Source organism: Mariniphaga sp., assembly GCF_041687215.1.
Taxonomy (GTDB): domain Bacteria; phylum Bacteroidota; class Bacteroidia; order Bacteroidales; family Prolixibacteraceae; genus Mariniphaga.
The window spans coordinates 24,652-42,249 of sequence record NZ_JAWLCI010000048.1; the positions used below are offsets into that span (position 1 = coordinate 24,652).

Annotated in this window: 12 protein-coding genes; 2 read left to right on the forward strand and 10 right to left on the reverse strand. The window is 42.3% G+C overall.

Translation table 11 applies throughout. The annotated features are described in order from the left end of the window. Window positions 1-5: 5 nt before the first annotated feature. The 9 genes from ACESMA_RS15410 to ACESMA_RS15450 all read right to left on the reverse strand — a co-directional run bounded on the left by ACESMA_RS15410 (window position 6) and on the right by ACESMA_RS15450 (window position 14,702). Window positions 6-1,412 carry an alpha-L-fucosidase gene (locus ACESMA_RS15410; RefSeq protein WP_372949745.1) on the reverse strand — a complete coding sequence of 469 codons (1,407 nt, stop codon included), beginning with the start codon at window positions 1,410-1,412 and terminating at the stop codon, window positions 6-8. A gap of 5 nt (window positions 1,413-1,417) precedes the next feature. Next, the gene (locus tag ACESMA_RS15415) at window positions 1,418-3,835 is read right to left on the reverse strand and encodes a hypothetical protein (RefSeq protein ID WP_372949746.1); all 2,418 of its coding nucleotides are present in this window, start codon (window positions 3,833-3,835) and stop codon (window positions 1,418-1,420) included. Window positions 3,836-4,001: 166 nt separating this feature from the next. Further along, the gene (locus tag ACESMA_RS15420; protein WP_372949747.1) at window positions 4,002-5,027 is read right to left on the reverse strand and encodes a family 43 glycosylhydrolase; all 1,026 of its coding nucleotides are present in this window, start codon (window positions 5,025-5,027) and stop codon (window positions 4,002-4,004) included. Window positions 5,028-5,032: 5 nt separating this feature from the next. Then, window positions 5,033-6,433: an alpha-L-fucosidase gene (locus ACESMA_RS15425; protein WP_372949748.1), complete on the reverse strand. Its 1,401-nt coding sequence runs from the start codon at window positions 6,431-6,433 to the stop codon at window positions 5,033-5,035. 118 nt (window positions 6,434-6,551) lie between these two features. Then, the gene (locus tag ACESMA_RS15430; RefSeq protein ID WP_372949749.1) at window positions 6,552-7,001 is read right to left on the reverse strand and encodes a DUF5018-related domain-containing protein; all 450 of its coding nucleotides are present in this window, start codon (window positions 6,999-7,001) and stop codon (window positions 6,552-6,554) included. Between the two features lie 31 nt (window positions 7,002-7,032). Then, window positions 7,033-8,919, reverse strand: coding sequence for a RagB/SusD family nutrient uptake outer membrane protein (locus ACESMA_RS15435; RefSeq protein WP_372949750.1), 1,887 nt, complete (start codon window positions 8,917-8,919; stop codon window positions 7,033-7,035). Between the two features lie 16 nt (window positions 8,920-8,935). Further along, a complete protein-coding gene (locus tag ACESMA_RS15440) occupies window positions 8,936-12,403 on the reverse strand; it encodes a TonB-dependent receptor (RefSeq protein WP_372949751.1) in 3,468 nt (1,155 codons plus the stop codon). A 159-nt stretch (window positions 12,404-12,562) separates the two neighbouring features. Further along, window positions 12,563-13,585 carry a FecR family protein gene (locus ACESMA_RS15445; RefSeq protein ID WP_372949752.1) on the reverse strand — a complete coding sequence of 341 codons (1,023 nt, stop codon included), beginning with the start codon at window positions 13,583-13,585 and terminating at the stop codon, window positions 12,563-12,565. Window positions 13,586-14,111: 526 nt separating this feature from the next. Continuing rightward, window positions 14,112-14,702, reverse strand: a complete 591-nt coding sequence (locus ACESMA_RS15450; RefSeq protein WP_372949753.1) for an RNA polymerase sigma factor — start codon at window positions 14,700-14,702, stop codon at window positions 14,112-14,114. A 171-nt stretch (window positions 14,703-14,873) separates the two neighbouring features. Here ACESMA_RS15450 and ACESMA_RS15455 point away from each other — a divergent pair, with 171 nt between their 5' ends. Further along, window positions 14,874-16,217: a Gfo/Idh/MocA family protein gene (locus ACESMA_RS15455; protein WP_372949754.1), complete on the forward strand. Its 1,344-nt coding sequence runs from the start codon at window positions 14,874-14,876 to the stop codon at window positions 16,215-16,217. A gap of 99 nt (window positions 16,218-16,316) precedes the next feature. Then, window positions 16,317-17,030, forward strand: coding sequence for a DUF1080 domain-containing protein (locus ACESMA_RS15460; RefSeq protein ID WP_372949755.1), 714 nt, complete (start codon window positions 16,317-16,319; stop codon window positions 17,028-17,030). A gap of 84 nt (window positions 17,031-17,114) precedes the next feature. Here ACESMA_RS15460 and ACESMA_RS15465 read toward each other — a convergent pair. Beyond that, window positions 17,115-17,598 (reverse strand): cation diffusion facilitator family transporter (locus tag ACESMA_RS15465; protein ID WP_372949756.1); only part of this gene is annotated, 484 nt, incomplete at its 5' end.

A 17,598-nucleotide genomic window follows, 5' to 3' on the forward strand; every position in this document is an offset into this window, starting at 1 on the left:
GGTAGCTATTTTAACGTATTACTAAAATCGAACACCTGAAAGTTCTTGATCTGAGGTTCCCCTTTTGATTCCAAAACAGTTAAACGAACTTCAGAAACTTCCATATTATCAAACTGATGAATAAATTTATGCCCGATGCAGGAACCTTCAAAAATTGTTTGCCAACCGTCAGAAGTTTTTCCTTCGAGAACAAATTTCCTGACACGCTCTCCATTGGCAATGTTTTCCTGGAGAATAATGTGATTTATTTCCTGTTTGCCTTTTAGGTTGATTTTATATTGATTTCCCTTGCCTGATGCAGTTGCCAGCGGGTTTGAAAACCGTCGATTAATTTCATCGCCCCATTCTTTCAGCCTCTTAACATCAGGTTCAGGCATCAGTCCATCAGGATTTGGTGTTAATCCGAGAATTAGTGAAGTATTGTGCCCCACCGATTTGTAATACATATTCATCAGGTTTTCCAACGGAAAAATATGTTCCTCATCTCCAGGCTCCCAAAACCATTCGTGACGGCCGTTGTATCCACGCAGCGGAGCATCGCTCATGGCCGGCATATAATAATCACCGTTCGGATCGCCTTCTTTTAGTAGCTGAAAATTATTTGCCAAAACAACTTCCTGATTGGCTGAATGCGAAAAAGGAAAAGGAAAGGTTCCCCAGCTTGGATAGGGTACCGTTCCCGTTTCGCTGCCTCCCCAACGGATGTCGGCGCGCTGGGTGTTGTGGTAAAAAATGCAGTTGTCCTGGTATTTTTCAAAAACACTCAACACATCGGGGCCACCTTTTTCCGGACCGTGGGCACCACCGTCGAACCACACAATGGCCAAATCGCCGTAACGTGACATGAGTTCTTCCACCATTCCTTCGCACATGCGGTTATAATATTGCTGACGGTTTTCAGCAAACTGATTGTCGCCGTTTACCATAAAATCGTGCACTCCGTAAAACGAATTCCAGCGAATACCGATGTAAATACCGGGCTGAATTCCGTATTTGCGGCACGATTCCACAAAATCCTTTACAATATCTCCCTTCCCGTCACGCCACTTCACTGCTTTCAGACTATAAGGATTTACATCGCTTTGGTAAAGGGCAAAACCTGTTTCGTGCGTAGCCGTTAAAATGGCAATTTTAAACCCGGCCTCTTTAATGGCTTTTATCCACTGGTCGGTATCCAGTTTTTTCGGATTAAAAATATTGTAATCCTCGATGGGGGAAATCCTGTTTTTCTGCTGGTTGTATTTTTCGCCGTCAAATACATGCAAATCATAATGAAAAACCGCCACCAGCTCGGCGTTTTGCCAGGTTAGCTGCGCCGGGGTTGGAACAGGAATATCTCGATCATTTTGAGCCTTAACAGATCCCAACATCCACATAACAAGACCTGCGAATACGAATAATAATTTTGACATAACTTTTACTCACTTTTAAATTTTAACTTGTTTATTGACTGATTGCGCATCACAGCTAACTCGAAACTTTTCTTATCGCCACTCTCCTGAAGAAGTCCAATCAACTGTTCGAATGTTTTAACATTCTGTCCGTTACAGGCAACAATGACATCACTTTTTTCAAAACCGAATTTTGCGAGGTCCGAATATTCGGGGACATCAAGAATCGACACTCCGCTCATTGAAGACAGTCCACTGGCAGATTGCTCGCCTAAGGTTTCAATGTTTTTTACCTTGCCTCCCAGCCAGTTGTATATTTTCCCGGTTGAGCTTTCTGAAGAGGTAATAACCTGAGGTATTTCGGGTGTTTTGGCCATTTTTTTCAAATTTTCTGAAACCACACCAAATTTATCCATCGGAAAATTTTGAAACCCAATTTTTAGGGCAGGTGAATTTTCTTTTACCCGGAAATCCCTTTCAGAGGGATCGACAAAAAGGGGGTCTCCAACTACCGAATTGCTGTCGCAACCATTAACCTTAAACTTTTCCATATCTTTCTGGTTGGTGGCAAACAAGTTATAATCGATCTCTTTGCCCCATTTATCATCAGGTGCCAGTCCGCGTTGCATGGCTGCCGGCCGGTAGGCGCCAAACACAATGTTGTGCTTAAAAACATCGCCACTTTCGGGGTACCACACATGCGGATGGAGACTGTTATTGATTATGATGTTATTTGTAGCAATCCGGTCGTATCCCTCGCGCATTTTCAGACCGCCATTGAGCAAAACATTGTTGTAAATGCGGTACCAGGAAGAGCCGTCATCGAGGTCGATATCCCAACCGTGATCACAGCGCCAGCGGCTGTTCCGGATAATGTTTGAATCGAGCATATCCAGTTTGTACAGTTCCGGATTATTTTTTATCTCAACGGCTGTTTCCAGGATGTCGGGAGTCCAAAACCGGTCGCGGCCCCATGAATTGAAACTGCCATGATCGCCGGTTTCCAGCACGGTATTAAATACATCGCAGTATTCAATCACATGCCCGCCAAAGGTTCCTTCACTGATGTTGATACCCGCCCTTGGCACATCGTAAATCGAACAATGGCGCACCGTAACTTTATGCGACATGGAAATCTGCACCGGGGATGTTTGTTTCTCATCTCTGCCGGTCATGGTAATGAGGCAATCTTCTACCAAACAGTCGGCAGGATAATTATCGCCTTTTGGTCCGGGTGTGCGATCTATTTGTTCAAAATCCTGTTCGCCGTAACGAAACAGCGGGCTGCGTACCATTTCCGGATCGCCCACAAAAGCAATCCCGTTAGCGCCACCATGATGGATATGGCAGGACTTAAAAGTGAGCCGGCGATTGTAATTATTTACAAAAATGCTGTTGCCTCCCAGTTGGTCGAACTCACAGTCTGACACAACACAATCGGTAGCACCATTAAACACCAGTGCTCCTCCGCGGTAAACTGTCCAGTCGCTTCGTAGCAACGGTTCCCGGTTTTCCATAAAACTGCGGGCGGTATGCCTGAAAACCAGCCCCTGCAATTGGACAAACTGAACAGGATTTTCCTTTGTGCCGTTAAATTCAATTAAATGTTTCAGCCTTACAATTTCCACTTTTGCTGAAGTAATATTTGTTCCGGGCGATGGGAAATAGTAAAGCATTCCTTTTTTCTCATCGAAATACCACTCACCCGGAACATCCAGTTCCTCAAAAACATTTTCCACCATTCGGTAGCGGGGGTGCATAAGAGAAGGGCGGTTGTTTTGCCAGCCACCTTTCATTTGAAGCGATCCATCGTCATTCCGTCCTGTTACCCTCCAGTGCATATCGCCCCACAAGGCATTGTGCATAGCATGAATATAGGCTCCTGCGGGATTGGCCCACGAAGCGATGCGTTCCGGATTAAGGGGATCGTTGTCTGGATCGGGTTCGCGGGTGTGTATGAGCTCCCAGGTATCAAACACATTTTTGCCTTCCACTGCATTCGGAAACCGCGCCATACGTTGCCGCTGGCCGTTTACGTAAAGCTGATCAATAGTATGATTACCTTCAATTTTTGCCCGGTAAATTCCTTCGCGGTAAGGTTCCCAGTCGGGTTCGAGTTCCAGGCCGCCGCTTATAACAGCTTTTCCTTCATTCGCTGCCTGCCAGGTCACCGGAAATTTCTCACTCCCCGAATCCTCCGGCTTAAACACCATCGTTTCCGACAAATAATAAGTACCATCTTCCAAAATCACCTTCACCAGGAAATTGCCAACATATTTTTTAGTTAGATTTTGGGCTCTGGACAACGACTGCACCGGTTGATTTTTTGAGCCGGTATTATTGTCGTTTCCTTTGGGAGAAATGTAAATGTCAATAGCTTTTTTCTGACATGAAAAAAAGCTTCCGATGATGAGGATCAGCAATAAATGGAAAACGGTTTGCATAATAATTACAATTTTTTACCTCTTTTATTTTAGACTTTCATCCCGGCTAAAATAATTATTTGAAACGGTTGGAACAGGTATTTTTCCATCATTTTCCTGTCATTTTTCATTGTTTTCCGGTATGCTTATGTTACTTCCCTGCTCGCTGCATTACTTTACCTGGTTTTTATTTCGAAATTAATTCGAATAGTATCAGGTAGCATTCATGTTTATTATGAACCATTGAAATCCCCCATCTTAATCCTTCTCCAACAACAACTGGTTTCGTTAAGTCAGGGCGAAAAGCTCCCGGTGCAACTGCACGTTTTTCTACTTTTACATCCAGTTTGTCCGACATAAAATCAATTCCGTCAGGGGCATATTCAAATGTTTCTGAGAGAGAAGCAAAGGCCCCAACTCCTGTGCCTTGCGGCCAAATTAATACTTCATGACTTCTTTCCAATATTTCTTTTCCGTATTTGGTATAAGGACCTTCCGGATATTTTGAAAAGGCAACACCCATGGCTGTGTGAGCTGGTCCTCCTTGTCCGCCAACCAATGAACGGCCTTTATAATACAGCCAATACAAACCATTTCGGTAAAGTAAAGAGGCGTCGTCAACCCGGTAACTGTCAAACTTTTCGGGCTCTACACTTACTTTTAATATGGGTTCTTCGCAAACTTTTATGAAAGGTCCGGTTGGCGTATCGGATACGGCAACGCCAATGGCTGTAATATCTGTTATATTGTTGTTCTCGAATTCTCCATCGGGATTTCCCGGAGTAGGTTTTACCCCCGTGTAATACAAGTAGTATTTACCATTGGCATAAAGAATGTTTGGCGTAAAAACAGCTTGCGAATCCCAGTTGCCATCTTCGCCAACATCCAGCATTTCACCAACTTCGGTCCATGTGAATCCCTCGTCTTCCGATTTGGCACACCAAACGCTTGCTCCCCAATATCCGGCTCCCCAGTATTTTGGCTCGGCATCAGGTATTTTGGTGTAATATACATAATACGTTTGACCTACTTTTATTACATCGCTGGGGTCGCGGCGTGTTACACCTTCTTCAAAACCTATTCCGGTTACTTCATCGAAATGAAATTCTGTTTTTGAAAATTTCTCTCTTAAGGCATTAATTTCCTGGCCTATGGAAGTAAGTGAACACAACAGGCAAAATCCAACGATTGCAATGAATCCTATTTTTTTCATATCCATTATTTTTCAATATTATACACATTGAAACCTTTTATTTGTGGTGTGCCTGTCGATTCTGAAATTTTGAGGCGCAATTCAGTTATCTCTGTTGAATTAAACCGGTGAATAAATTTATGTCCGATACAAGATCCCTTGAAAATTTCCTGCCAGTCATCACTGGTTTTGCCTTCGAGGATAAATTCCCTGACACGTTCTCCGTGAGCGATATCTTCCATTATGACTACCTGGTTGACAGTTTGCATTTCAGGAAGTTCCAGGTTTATTATATCCCCTCTGCCTGAAGTTGAAGCAATTGGATTTGAGAACCTTCGTTCAATCTCATTGCCAAATTCAATCAGCCGGGATGCGTCAGCTTCGGGAAACAATCCTTCAGGATTTGGAGTTACCCCCAATATTAGCGTTGTATTGTGCCCTACAGAATTGTAATACATTTCCACCAGGTTTTCGAGCGGATAAATGGTGTGTTCACGTTCAGGTTCCCAAAACCAATCGTGCCCGCCATGTCCGCGCAACGGGGCATCGCTCATGGCAGGCATGTAATAGCTTCCATTGGGATCCCCGTGTTTTAGCAATGCGAAATTATTTGCATGAATTTCTTCTTTTGCGCTTTCGCCAGCTCCGGTGGAGGGATATGGAAAAGTTCCCCAACTTGGGTATGGAACAGTACCGGTTTCGCTACCTCCCCAGCGCATATCGGCACGTTGCAGGTTGTGGTAAAACAGGCAGTTGGGCTGATATTTTTCAAAAACCGACAACACATCTGGCCCTCCCTGTTCGGGGCCGTGCGCACCGCCATCAAACCAAACCATGGCCCAGTCGCCATAGTTGCTGAATATTTCTTCTACAACCTTTTCAATCATGCTGTTGTAGTGAAGTTGGCGATTTTTTGCGAACTGGTTGTTTCCATTGACTTTAAAATCGTAAACGCCATAAAACGCATTCCAGCGGGTTCCGATATAAACACCGGGCAAAATTCCATATTTTTCGCAAGAAGCTTTGAAATCACGCAATACATCACCTTTCCCATCCTGCCATTTCAGAGCTTTCATGCAATAAGGCGTTGCGTCGCTTTGATGATGAAAAAAGCCTGTTTCATGGCTTACCGTTAATATGGCGATTTTAAAACCAGCTTCTTTCAATGTTTTTATCCACTGGTCAGTATCGTATTTTTGCGGATTAAAAATATTGTAATCCTCAACTGGTGTGATTCGAGCCTGGCTTTGCACATAAAATTCTCCATCGTGTGCATGAAGATCCCAACAGACGAGTGCTGCCAGTTCGGCGTTTTGCCACTGAAGCTGGGCCGGGGTTGGGATTGGAATTGATTGCTGAGAAAAGGAATTGGATGTTAAGATCAACAACCATGCAATTATTATAAATTTACCCTTAGTATTCTTCATTTAGTTGATTCAATTATCGTTCATATCAAAACTTCAAAATTAACCGGAACCCAGCGTAAAAAAAATAGATTAAGCCTGCTATTTCAAGGCTTAATCTATTAATTTAAAAACGTTATTTCTACTGCTGAACAATCTCTATCGTCCAATCATGAGTAGTTCCATCTGCAGAAACAAGTTTATACACAAATTCCTTCGCCGATAAATCGGTTATTATACCTGCAACCGGTGAACTCCCAACAGGTTCCACACGAACAGATTGATGAAAAATTACAATTCCAGCTCTGGTAATATCCTGATTAGCAGGAACTGTTACTGTAGCGATAAAATTTTCATTATCAATTGTCGCATTTCCGGTTGATATAAAAAGTCTTCTTCGGGCAGGCGTTAAAGTACCATTTTCGTAATATTCCTGAAGCTGATGCTCATCAACCTGAAGGGTAAAAATACCCACATTTGTAATAAATGCAGTATCACCCCATTGTCCTTCATCGAAATCAATTCTGGGCTCGCAGGAAAACAATAATCCTGCAAACATTAAGACAACCAGATATAAAATATTTTTCTTCATAGTGTAAACTTTTTAAATTATCAATTATGGATTAGAACCACCCAGGATTTTGTTTTAACTCAACACCAGCATCTTCCATATACAATTCAATTTCATTTTTAGGAATTGGTGCTAAATATACTCGACCAGGTTCAACAAAGTAACCTTCACCTGTCGATTTAAATTCAGGAGTTATAAAAAACGGATTTAAAAATCCATCGGTGAAAACGTCATAATCCTCTCCTAATGTCAATGCATAACTTTTTGCATCGTTTTCACTAAAACCATCTGCCATCAGTCGTTGCTGATCATTAAAATAATCTGCAAATTCCTGGGCATGTGCGCCTTTGGGTTTCCATCCATTAATGACATTATGAAAAACGGCCCATCTTTTTAAATCTTTATCCCTATGTCCTTCAAAAGCAAGTTCAGATAAACGTTCCCGCCTGATTTCGTTAACGATATTTGATTCAGAAGGCTCAAATCCGTTTTGCAATGAATAGGATACAGACCAACTTTGTACATCAGCTAAATTCATGGGTGCCATTCCAACTCTGCCGCGAAGTAAATTAACTGTTTTATCCAAATCAGCCTGGTTGATTGTACCTAATATTGCTTTTGCCTCTGCCAATGCCAGTAAACCTTCAGCATATCGTATTAATACATCATCGGTAGAACCATTTCTCCATTCATTGGCATCAAAAATAGCACCTTTCCAGAAACGAAGTCCGGTTGCTGCATAGTTATTGGAATATACATTATTGATTGGTGGATATCTTGAAGGAAGAGCCTGTGGCTCAAAACCGGGTATTTTATTTTGGGGCCCTCTGTCCGGCGTCCAAATTGATTGTCTGAATCGCGGATCCAGATTTTCACCTAAATTATTTAAACTTATATAATCTATTGGCAAAGAAGTTAATTCTTGTGGAACTCCGTTTTTATCAAGGTAATTTTCTACCAGGTTCATTGTTGGAGATTGTGGATTATCAACTACCCTGTCGTAAAAGTTATGCCCAACAATTCCATTGACATCATATACCCGATATAAAAATACTCCTTCAGAAGTAGAAGCATCCTGTTGTGAAAACAGTTGATTGTATGCCTCATTAAACGGACCTCCCCTAGTGAATAGTGTACTTCCCTGATGGTCAATTAACTGCAATATAGCAGGTTCAATGATTTGTAAAAATTCATTGCCATTTTGTCCTTCAACTGCAAAAGGCGTATTTTTTGCTCCGTGGTAACGCTCCCAGGTACCTTCATACAATGCTACTCTGGCTTTCATAACTATTGCAGCCTCTTTATTTACTCTTCCAAGTTTTGAGAAATTTGAATTTTTCCATCCCATCTTTACAATAGCTGAATCCAAATCCTGAATAATAAATTTTGCAACATCGTATCTGGAATCTCTTGTTTTGTACAAAGCTTCGCTATCTGTTTCCAGGACTTCGGTGTAAATAGGAACATCACCATATCTGACCAACATATTAAAATAAACCCATGCACGGAAGAAATAAGCTTCACCTGTATATTGGTCAACTTCTGCATCTCTTTCCACGCGCCCCGAGTTTTCAATTAAATAATTGATTTGTCTTATCCAGGAAAAATTGCCATTCCAGGTTCCATCTGTCGCAGGTGCTTCGCCGCTGCTTCCTTTTTGCAACAACGCTCCCGATGCTCCTGTGGCAACCTGAATATCAGTATTTGCGTCCAGATAAATATTAAAGGCAACAGTACCACCTGCGTTTTGAAAATGATATCTAGGCAAAAGTCTGTAAAAACCATTTACCATTACTTTTAAGTCATTTGCTGAAGTAAAGAAGGTTGCATCAGTCATCTCGTCAAGAGGATATCTTTCCAGAAAATCCTCCTGGCAGCTATTAAACGATATTCCAAAAACAATAAGCAATATCGAAATATATTTAAGTTTTGATTTCATATTTTTAATTTTTATGTTATATGCCAATGTTTAAACCAAATGAAAACTGACGTTGCGGAGGATATCCCATTCCGCCGTATCGGGAAATAATCTCTGGTTCGTATTTTATTATTGACTTATAATAAATGTATCCTAAATTTTCAATGCTGGTGTAAACATACACTCTGTCTAACCTGGCTTTGTTTACCAATAGTTTTGGCAAATTGTATCCGATTCGCAAATTTTTAATTTTTAGGTGGGCCAGGTTTAATTGGTACTGGTCGTTAGCCGCATACGTTTTGAATGAATGCCGTGGATAATAATTATCCGGAGTTTCAGGTGTCCATGTGCCTAATTCACGATGTACTGTAAACCATTTTGAATTCCAGACATCATGCGCGGCAGGCCTCACATAAAAATTGCTCGAAAATACTTTCCATTTTGGAACACCTGATAATTGCACAGAAACGTCGAACCCGTTCCAATCAGCAGAGAGTTGAACACCATAGGAATTCCTCGGATAATTGTAACCACCCACAATTTGATCGCCCATGGCATACCATCTATTTCCTTCTCCTGCATTAATCTGACCATCTCCATTTAAATCTTTCATCATCAGATCACCCGGGTAATACCATGCTCCTCCCTGAGGAACACTGGCTTCGATTTCATCAACATTTTGTGCTATACCATTTGACTCATAAATGTAATATTCTCCAAACACCTGTCCGGGCGTCCATAAACTTCTTAAACCGTTAATATTATCTTCATATTCAACTACATATCCTATATAGTCAGAAATATTGAATTTAGCCTGATAATTCAATGGTTTCCCCATGATATCCAATGCTTTATCGCGCCAGTTTATTGTAAATTCCCAGCCTCGCGTTTCACTAACCGCGTTGTTAACGCTTGGCAGACCTGTTCCAATTGTTTGAGGTAAAAGTTTAGCCGGACCCGCCTGGTCATAAATGGTACGCTGATACCAGTCATAAGTAACATCGAGTCTGTTATCCAATGCCAAAATATCAACACCAAAACCAAGTGTTCTGGGTTTCGCCCAGGTTAAATCAGAGCTTACCAGAGCAGGCATAAAAACCATATTTGGTTTCGTTCCGTCAAGCAACACATCTCCGGCTCCAATAGCAGTCCCCATCGTAGGTAAATATAAATAATTACCCGATCCCGGATTCCCGGATGAAGTATAGGCTCCTCTTAATTTTAACATACTTACTTGTTCAATTGACCAGAAGTTTTCTTTTGCAATATTCCATGCTGCAGAAACCGATGGGAAAAATGCCCATCTGATATCGGACGGGAATTTTGAATGCGCATCGTAACGTCCGTTAAATTCAATAAAATACTTCTCTGCATAATTGTATGAGAGCCTGCCAAAAATGCCCTGTGTGGCCCAATGATTTAAAGCATCGGAAACAGATGGATTTGGATTATAGGTTGTGCTTATGGTAGGTACCGAATTTGTATATAAATCTCTACCTGTTCCACTCAGTTGTGTATATCGGTTATACTCTTCCTGATAACCTATCAATGCGGTTATGGAATGTTCCTTAATTTGTTTTATATAATCAGCTACCAGGTCAAGTGTATGGTAATTTTGCAGGTCCATCATTCGAATTACACTACTTTGTGTTACAGACCTTGCTGAGTTACGGGAGCTTCCATCAGGATTTGTGACAGTAATTACAAAACTATTGCGATTAAAATGGCTTGTAAAATTCCTCCACGTATAATTTCCCCTAAAACTAAAATCTTTAAAAGGTTTTATTGTAAATCCGCCTGTCATGGTCATTTCATTTCTATCGCTGATTTGGTTTCCACCGTCGCCACGCAAGGATGGGCCACTACTTAAAAACGAAGGACTGCCATTGGGATTTATATCGGCCCAGTTAGGCAGAGTAGCTGCTGCGTTTTGCCAGATATCTGCATAATCAGGTCCACGGCCTCTGTAGTTTACGGCTACTTCATCTGTTTTCAGATAATTCATACTTAGCCTAAGACTTAACCAATCTGTTGCGTCTGTATTTACTTTTAAAAGAGCCGTATATCTGTCTTTTTTATCATCTGCACCTTTAATAATTCCCATAGATTCATTGTACCCGAGTCCTACGTAATAACCGGTATTTTTTGTACCTCCGGAAAAGTTGATATTATGCTGTTGGCTGGGTACTTGGCTTTTAAACATGATATCAAACCATTCGCTGTTTGCAAACATATCCCAGTGGGCTCCCCATTGACCATTTGGCAACTCAATATTATTATAGTCTATTTTCCCGGAAGCGTAATCTCTCATTAACTGAATCGTTTCTTCTTTATAGATAGGCGTTTGAAGTGAATTCCGGTACTGCTCATTTATTTTTTCAGCAAATTCATATGAATTGGCCCAGTGCGGCATTCCAATTGGTTCACCTATATTGTAGCTCCCACTGTAATTAACCCGAATTTGATCATCTTTCTGTCCAGTTTTAGTGGTAATTAGAATAACTCCTGAAGGAGCTCTTGAACCATAAATTGCAGATGCCGCTGCATCTTTCAAAACGGTAACTGATTCAACATCATTCTGATTTACATCAATTATTCTGCGCTCAACACCATCAACCAAAACAAGCGGACCTCCCTTTGTGTTAAATCCGGTAAATCCGCGAATGTTAATATTTGGAGCAGAGGCAGGCCCTCCGTCGGTTGGTTCAACATAAAGCCCTGCAATGGTATTTTGAATTGCTTCAGATATGTTTTTGACTGGCCTATTAACCAAAACATCACCCGATACTTGCTCAACGGCTGCGGTAAGGTGTGATTTCTTTTGAATGCCATATCCAACAACAACAACTTCATCAATTCCGGTGGTTTCTTCCTGCATCGAAATATCTATTATAGATTGATCGCTTACTTCAATTTCCTGCGTCTGCATTCCCACAAACGAAAACACCAAAGTGGCATCTTCAGGAATATTGGTAAGAGAATAATTTCCATCAGCATTGGTTACCGTTCCTCGGGTGGTGCCTTTTACCACCACCGTTACACCTGGCAGTGGTTGTCCCGATTCGTCAGTAACAGTTCCTGAGACAGCGGGTTGCTGCATGTTTCCCTGTAAATAACTGTTTACACTACCCAGCGGATTGTCGCTGCGCGTAAGTACAATCAAAGCTTCGTTGGCAAACTCGTAACTTACGAGCTCTCCCCGGAACAATTCTTCGAGGATTTGTTCCACGGTGGCCTCGCGGGCGGTAACGGTTACTTTGCGCTCTACATCCACCTGCTCGCGCAGGAAGAAAAAGCGGAAATTGCTGTTTTCCTCAATTTGGCGCAGCACTTCTACCACCTGCTTGTTTTCGGCCCGAAATGAAAATTTGGTGGCCTGCGAATACACGGTGGCCGAAACCTGCATCAGAGTTAGAAACAAAATAAAAACCGTCAGTTTCATGGTTAAAATCAGTTTTTTTACCTTTTCGTTTTTTTGAAAAGGCGGTTTCCAAAATTTTTTCATACTTTTAAATGTTTTGATTAATAGCTTTACTGGTGCTTGTCACTATTCAGGTTCGGCACCAAATTCGAAACAATCCGGGCCGGCAGGTGTTCCCGCACCTTTCGGCCTGCTTTTTTAAGGTGTTTCCCCGGTCGGATCGGGCCGGGCTGCACCGTCAGTTCATTTCATAGCTCCTCCTTTTTTTCGGGTTTTGTCAGATGTTATTTCAATGGTTTGTCCTGCAATTTTATAGTCGATGGCTATCATTCCCTTTAAAATGTCCATCAGTTCTATCAGGGTTTCTCCCTGGAAGGTGGCATCGCAATGGTAATTCAACACGTTTTCGTCTTTTACTACAAATTCCACCCCGTATTTCCGTTCGAGCAATACAATCAGCTCTTTTAGCGGCATGTTCACCAGTATGAGTTTGTTGTCTTTCCAGGCAGTAAACCACCGGGTGTTCACCTCATTAACTTCAGGATTCTCAGCATCGCTTGCCAGTGTCAGTTGCTGTCCGGATTTCAGCACAATGCCTTCGGCCAGTTCCGGATTTTTTTCGGAATGAATGATCACTTCACCCTCTTCCAGTGTGGTAGTCACTCTGTTTTCTTCAGCGTAAGCTTTCACGTTAAAGCGGGTGCCGGTAACCTGCACGTCGTAAAACGGGGTGTGCACCACAAATGGCCGTCTTTTGTCCTTTTTCACCTGAAACCAGGCTTCGCCGGTCAGGAACACCTCGCGGGGCGCCTTTTTGCTATTTACGCTGTACCTGATTTCCGAACCGGAGTTCAGGAAAATAACTGTGCCGTCGGGCAGGTTCCATTCCGAAACCGAACCCATGGGGGAGTGGGCGGTGTAAAAAACGGGCTCCGGGCGGTTGACCAGGGAAGTAACATAAATTCCCAGAAACAGTCCGACTACCAGCGCCGCGGCAACGCGCACGGCCACACTCAGGTAACGGGTTTTCAGAGTTTTCCGCTGTTCCCGTTTTTCAATGGTATTCCAAAGGCGGGCAAACATTTTTTTCAGGTTGGGGAGGAAGTCTTCGGAAACGTTCCATTCGTCCAGCTCTTTTATCAGTTTACCTTTCAGTTCGTATTCCTTTTCCGGTTGGTGAAAAAGGGCGAGCATTTCCTGCCGGTCTTTAATATCGGCATTTTCAGCGTTTCCTTTGTGCAATATGTTTTTAATTCGATTGTTCATTTCTATTTCTCAGTTGATAGTAATACGAATAGCATAGACAATATACTCATTTACGGTTGAAAAAAATTTAATGTGTTTGAATATTCGGGCTGAAAGTCCGGCTTATTTCAGCCCGATGCAAATGGGCTTTCAGCCCGTTTTATTGGTAAATGGTTGAAAGGAAATAATCAATAGCCAATATTCAATACAGAATTTCAAAATAAAGATATAAATACAGACAGGTTGGATATTGAATATTGGATATTCAATATGGGGTATTATCTTGTTTTATTGATTCAAAAAACCGTCCCGGAAGACCGAAACGGTTTTGTCTAACTAAACTAACCTAACCTATTTGCGAATTTTTTTTTTGAAACTCTGATTCAATATTTAATAGTAATACGAATGAAGAAAGGGATTTACTCAAGGTTGGAGGAAAATATTTTTGAATGACAAAATCCTAAACTGATGCATTTACGCATTTATGCATTTCCTTTTTCAATTTGTACCAATGCAAAATGCCCGAATCGGAATTCGCGCCACCCGGTTAACCACACCACAGGTAGAGGAAAAGCAGGGCGAACAACGAATCGGTCCTGAAATGTTTTTTCAGGAAGGCGATGGCCCGGTACAACTGGTTTTCCACGGTCCGTTTGGAAAGATTTAATTTTGAAGCAATTTCGTCGTTGGTCAGTCCGTCTTCGCGGCTGAGCCGGAAAATTTTCTGACGTTCTGTTGGCATTTGCTGTACCAGAACATCCAGATTGTCGAGCATCTCATCAAAAATAACCTGGTGCCAGGTGCTGTCGGGTTGCGATTCAAAATTTGCACCGGCAAAGTCATTATAAACGCTTTCGATGTTTTTCCGGCGGATAAAATCGTAAATGGTGTTTACCGCCACCTTAAAAATAAATGCTTTTATATTTTTCGATTTATCGAGTGTTTCGTGTTTTTCCCATATTTTCAGAAAAACATCCTGCACCAGTTCTTCCGCATCCTGCTCGTTTTTTAAATAGGAAAGGGAAAACTGGTAAATGCGTGGGGCATACCTTTCGAACAGCTCCTGAAAAGCTTCTTTTACGCCGGTTTTAATGAGGTAAGTTAATTTGGCGTCAGTCGTATTTTTTAGGTTGCCCAATGAGTTTTCCTGTTGTTTTTGACAAATGTAATCGAATTTTTGATTTATTACCAAACACAAAATTCCAAATAAATTTTAAAAAAATTGTTCATCCGCGCAAGGTTTTTAATAATTTAGCGAACTAATAAGGAGTTCTGCGAATATTTTACATTCATTTTAAAAATAATTATCATGAACATCAAACCAGGGATTGACCGCCGTAATTTTATTGCCAAAACAGCTTTGGGCACTTTGGGTGCTGCCGGAATTTTAACATCGTGTTCCGCGCCTTCGTCGAAAAAAGAGGAAATCCAACTTCCCAAACTGCTCGATCAGGCACCCGACGGGAAAGTGATTAAAGCCGGATTAATTGGCTGCGGTGGCCGGGGAACCGGAGCTGCCATTAATTTTTTAGATGCCGGGCCAAATCTTCAAATTACCGCTTTAGGCGATGTATTTCAGGATAAAATTGACAACTGCCGGGCAAAACTGAAAGAAGAACGAAATGTGGAAATTGCGGACGAAAACTGCTTTATCGGTTTCGACAGTTTCGAAAAAGTGATCGATTCCGGAGTAGATGTTGTATTGCTTTGCACTCCGCCGCATTTCAGGCCGGCGCATGTTGAAGCTGCTGTAAATGCACGGAAGCACATATTTATGGAAAAACCTGTTGCAGTTGATCCTGTTGGTGCCCGTTCTGTTATGGCATCGGCAAAAAAGGCGGAAGCTGCCGGGTTGAGTATGGTTAGTGGTACTATCCGTCGCGTTCAAAAAGATTACATGGAAACGTATCGCCGCGTGCAAAATGGTGCGATTGGCGAAATTACCGGGGCAAATATTATCCGCAATGGCGGGGCGCTTTGGTTCCGAAGTCGTCAGCCCGAATGGACCGACATGGAATACATGCTGCGCAACTGGGTGAATTTCTGCTGGCTTTCGGGCGACCATATAACCGAGCAGTTTATTCACGAAGTGGATGTAATGAACTGGCATATCGGGCAGAATCCGCTTCGCGCGGTTGGCTGGGGTGGACGCCAGCGCAGGGTTACCGGCGACCAGTACGATTTTTTCAGCATTGAATATGAATATGAAAACGGATTGCGTACCCACTGCGCCGCCCGTCAGATAAACGGTTGTACCAACAAAAAAGTGGAACAGATTAACGGAACAAAAGGCTATGCCAATGCCGCCGGAAAATTATATGATTTACAGGGAAACCTGGTTTGGGAATATCCTTACCCTGAAGAGGGAGATACCGCTTCGGAATGGAAAGTGACCAATCCTTTTGTGCAGGAACACATCAATTTGGTAACAGCTATTCGTACCGGAAATCCCATCAGCGATGCAGAAGCTCAGATAAACTCAACATTGGTAACCATTATGGGGCGCATTTCCGCCTACACCGGCAAAGATGTAACCTGGGAAGAAATGATGAATTCCGATTTGTATCTGGGGCCGAAAACTTATGCGTTTGGTCCGGTTCCGGAAATAAAAGAGGAAATTCCACAGGCGGGAGTTCCGAATACTGCGGGGTAGAACAGAGTTCAAAGTTTAAAGTTTCGAGTTTAAAGTTTCGAGTTTGTCCTTCGAGTTCAAAGTTCAAAGTTCAGAGTATAGAGTTTAAAGTTTAAAGTGATGAGGAAAGTAATATTATTCATTGTGCCATTTTGCACTGTATTGTTGTTTAAAGTTTCATTGTTGAATGCGCAGGATTTGGTGGCCACTTTTGGGAAAGAAGTTCCGTGGCAAAATGTGGTTGAAGCCGGCGATGTTAGCGGAGAATCTGTAAAATGGTTTCAGGTGAATACCGAACCGGAAACCTGGCGGATTGAAGAGGATATTTTGGTTTGCACCGGACTGCCCATTGGAGTTATACGCAGCGAAAAAGAGTACGAAAATTTTATCATGCACATTGAATGGCGGCACATGGAAGCCGGTGGAAATTCGGGCACATTTGTGTGGAGTAAAGCCGAACCTGGTGAAAACCGGCTGCCTGACGGCGTGGAAGTACAAATGCTGGAACTCGACTGGGTGAACCAAAACATCCGCAACGGGGAAAAACCGCCCATTGCCTATGTTCACGGTGAATTATTCGGTGTTGGCGGCGTGGAAATTGTGCCGGATAATCCACGAGGCGTGCGCAGTAAATCAGTTGAAAACCGCTGTAAAGGAAAAGGGGAATGGAATACCTACGATGTGGTTTGTGTGGATGGAACCGTCAAACTTTCAGTGAACGGAAAATTCGTAAACGGTATCAGCAAGTCGTCACAAAAGAAGGGATACATATGCCTGGAAGCCGAGGGCGCTGAGATTCATTTCAGGAATATAAAGATTGTGGAGCTGCCGTGATCCCGTTTCTGGTTGAGCTGGTGGCTCTTAGTCCACCTGCTCAATTATGACTATTCACCAGCTGATCTCAAGTCAGCAGGTGAATTACAATTCAATGGGTTCGGGATGCACAGTGGAAACAAATCCAAACTTTTCCATAATAATATCTTCCACTTTCGTGCAGATTTCGTGGGCTTCATTTAACGGCATTTCAGGAGGAAGCTTGATGTGGCAACTCAGTTCGGTGTGCCTGCCGTAGGTATGAATATGAATGTGATGCAAATGAAGTGGCGCATCAAACACGTCCTGTGTCGATTTTTGGATGGAGAGCAAAAGTTCTTCGGAAGGGCTTTCCCCAAGTAACGATTTTATTTCACTTGAAAGAATCTGGTAACTGGCCCAGCCAATCATAATAGCAACAATAAAACTTAAAACTGCATCGGTCCACCAGAATGTATTCCCCACAGCGATTCCAATCAAAATAATAACAGAAGAAAGTGCATCGGTACGGTGGTGCCAGCCGTCGGCTTTCAGAATAGATGATTTTGTTTTTTTGGCTGCCCAAAAGGCATATTGTGCCATTCCTTCT

Bases quoted from the DNA above. Each gene is read 5' to 3' on its own strand.
- ACESMA_RS15440 (WP_372949751.1), bottom strand. From the start codon at position 12,403: ATGAAAAAATTTTGGAAACCGCCTTTTCAAAAAAACGAAAAGGTAAAA.
- ACESMA_RS15420 (WP_372949747.1), bottom strand. From the start codon at position 5,027: ATGAAAAAAATAGGATTCATTGCAATCGTTGGATTTTGCCTGTTGTGT.
- ACESMA_RS15410 (WP_372949745.1), bottom strand. From the start codon at position 1,412: ATGTCAAAATTATTATTCGTATTCGCAGGTCTTGTTATGTGGATGTTG.
- ACESMA_RS15460 (WP_372949755.1), top strand. From the start codon at position 16,317: ATGAGGAAAGTAATATTATTCATTGTGCCATTTTGCACTGTATTGTTG.
- ACESMA_RS15455 (WP_372949754.1), top strand. From the start codon at position 14,874: ATGAACATCAAACCAGGGATTGACCGCCGTAATTTTATTGCCAAAACA.
- ACESMA_RS15435 (WP_372949750.1), bottom strand. From the start codon at position 8,919: ATGAAATCAAAACTTAAATATATTTCGATATTGCTTATTGTTTTTGGA.
- ACESMA_RS15425 (WP_372949748.1), bottom strand. From the start codon at position 6,433: ATGAAGAATACTAAGGGTAAATTTATAATAATTGCATGGTTGTTGATC.
- ACESMA_RS15430 (WP_372949749.1), bottom strand. From the start codon at position 7,001: ATGAAGAAAAATATTTTATATCTGGTTGTCTTAATGTTTGCAGGATTA.
- ACESMA_RS15445 (WP_372949752.1), bottom strand. From the start codon at position 13,585: ATGAACAATCGAATTAAAAACATATTGCACAAAGGAAACGCTGAAAAT.
- ACESMA_RS15415 (WP_372949746.1), bottom strand. From the start codon at position 3,835: ATGCAAACCGTTTTCCATTTATTGCTGATCCTCATCATCGGAAGCTTT.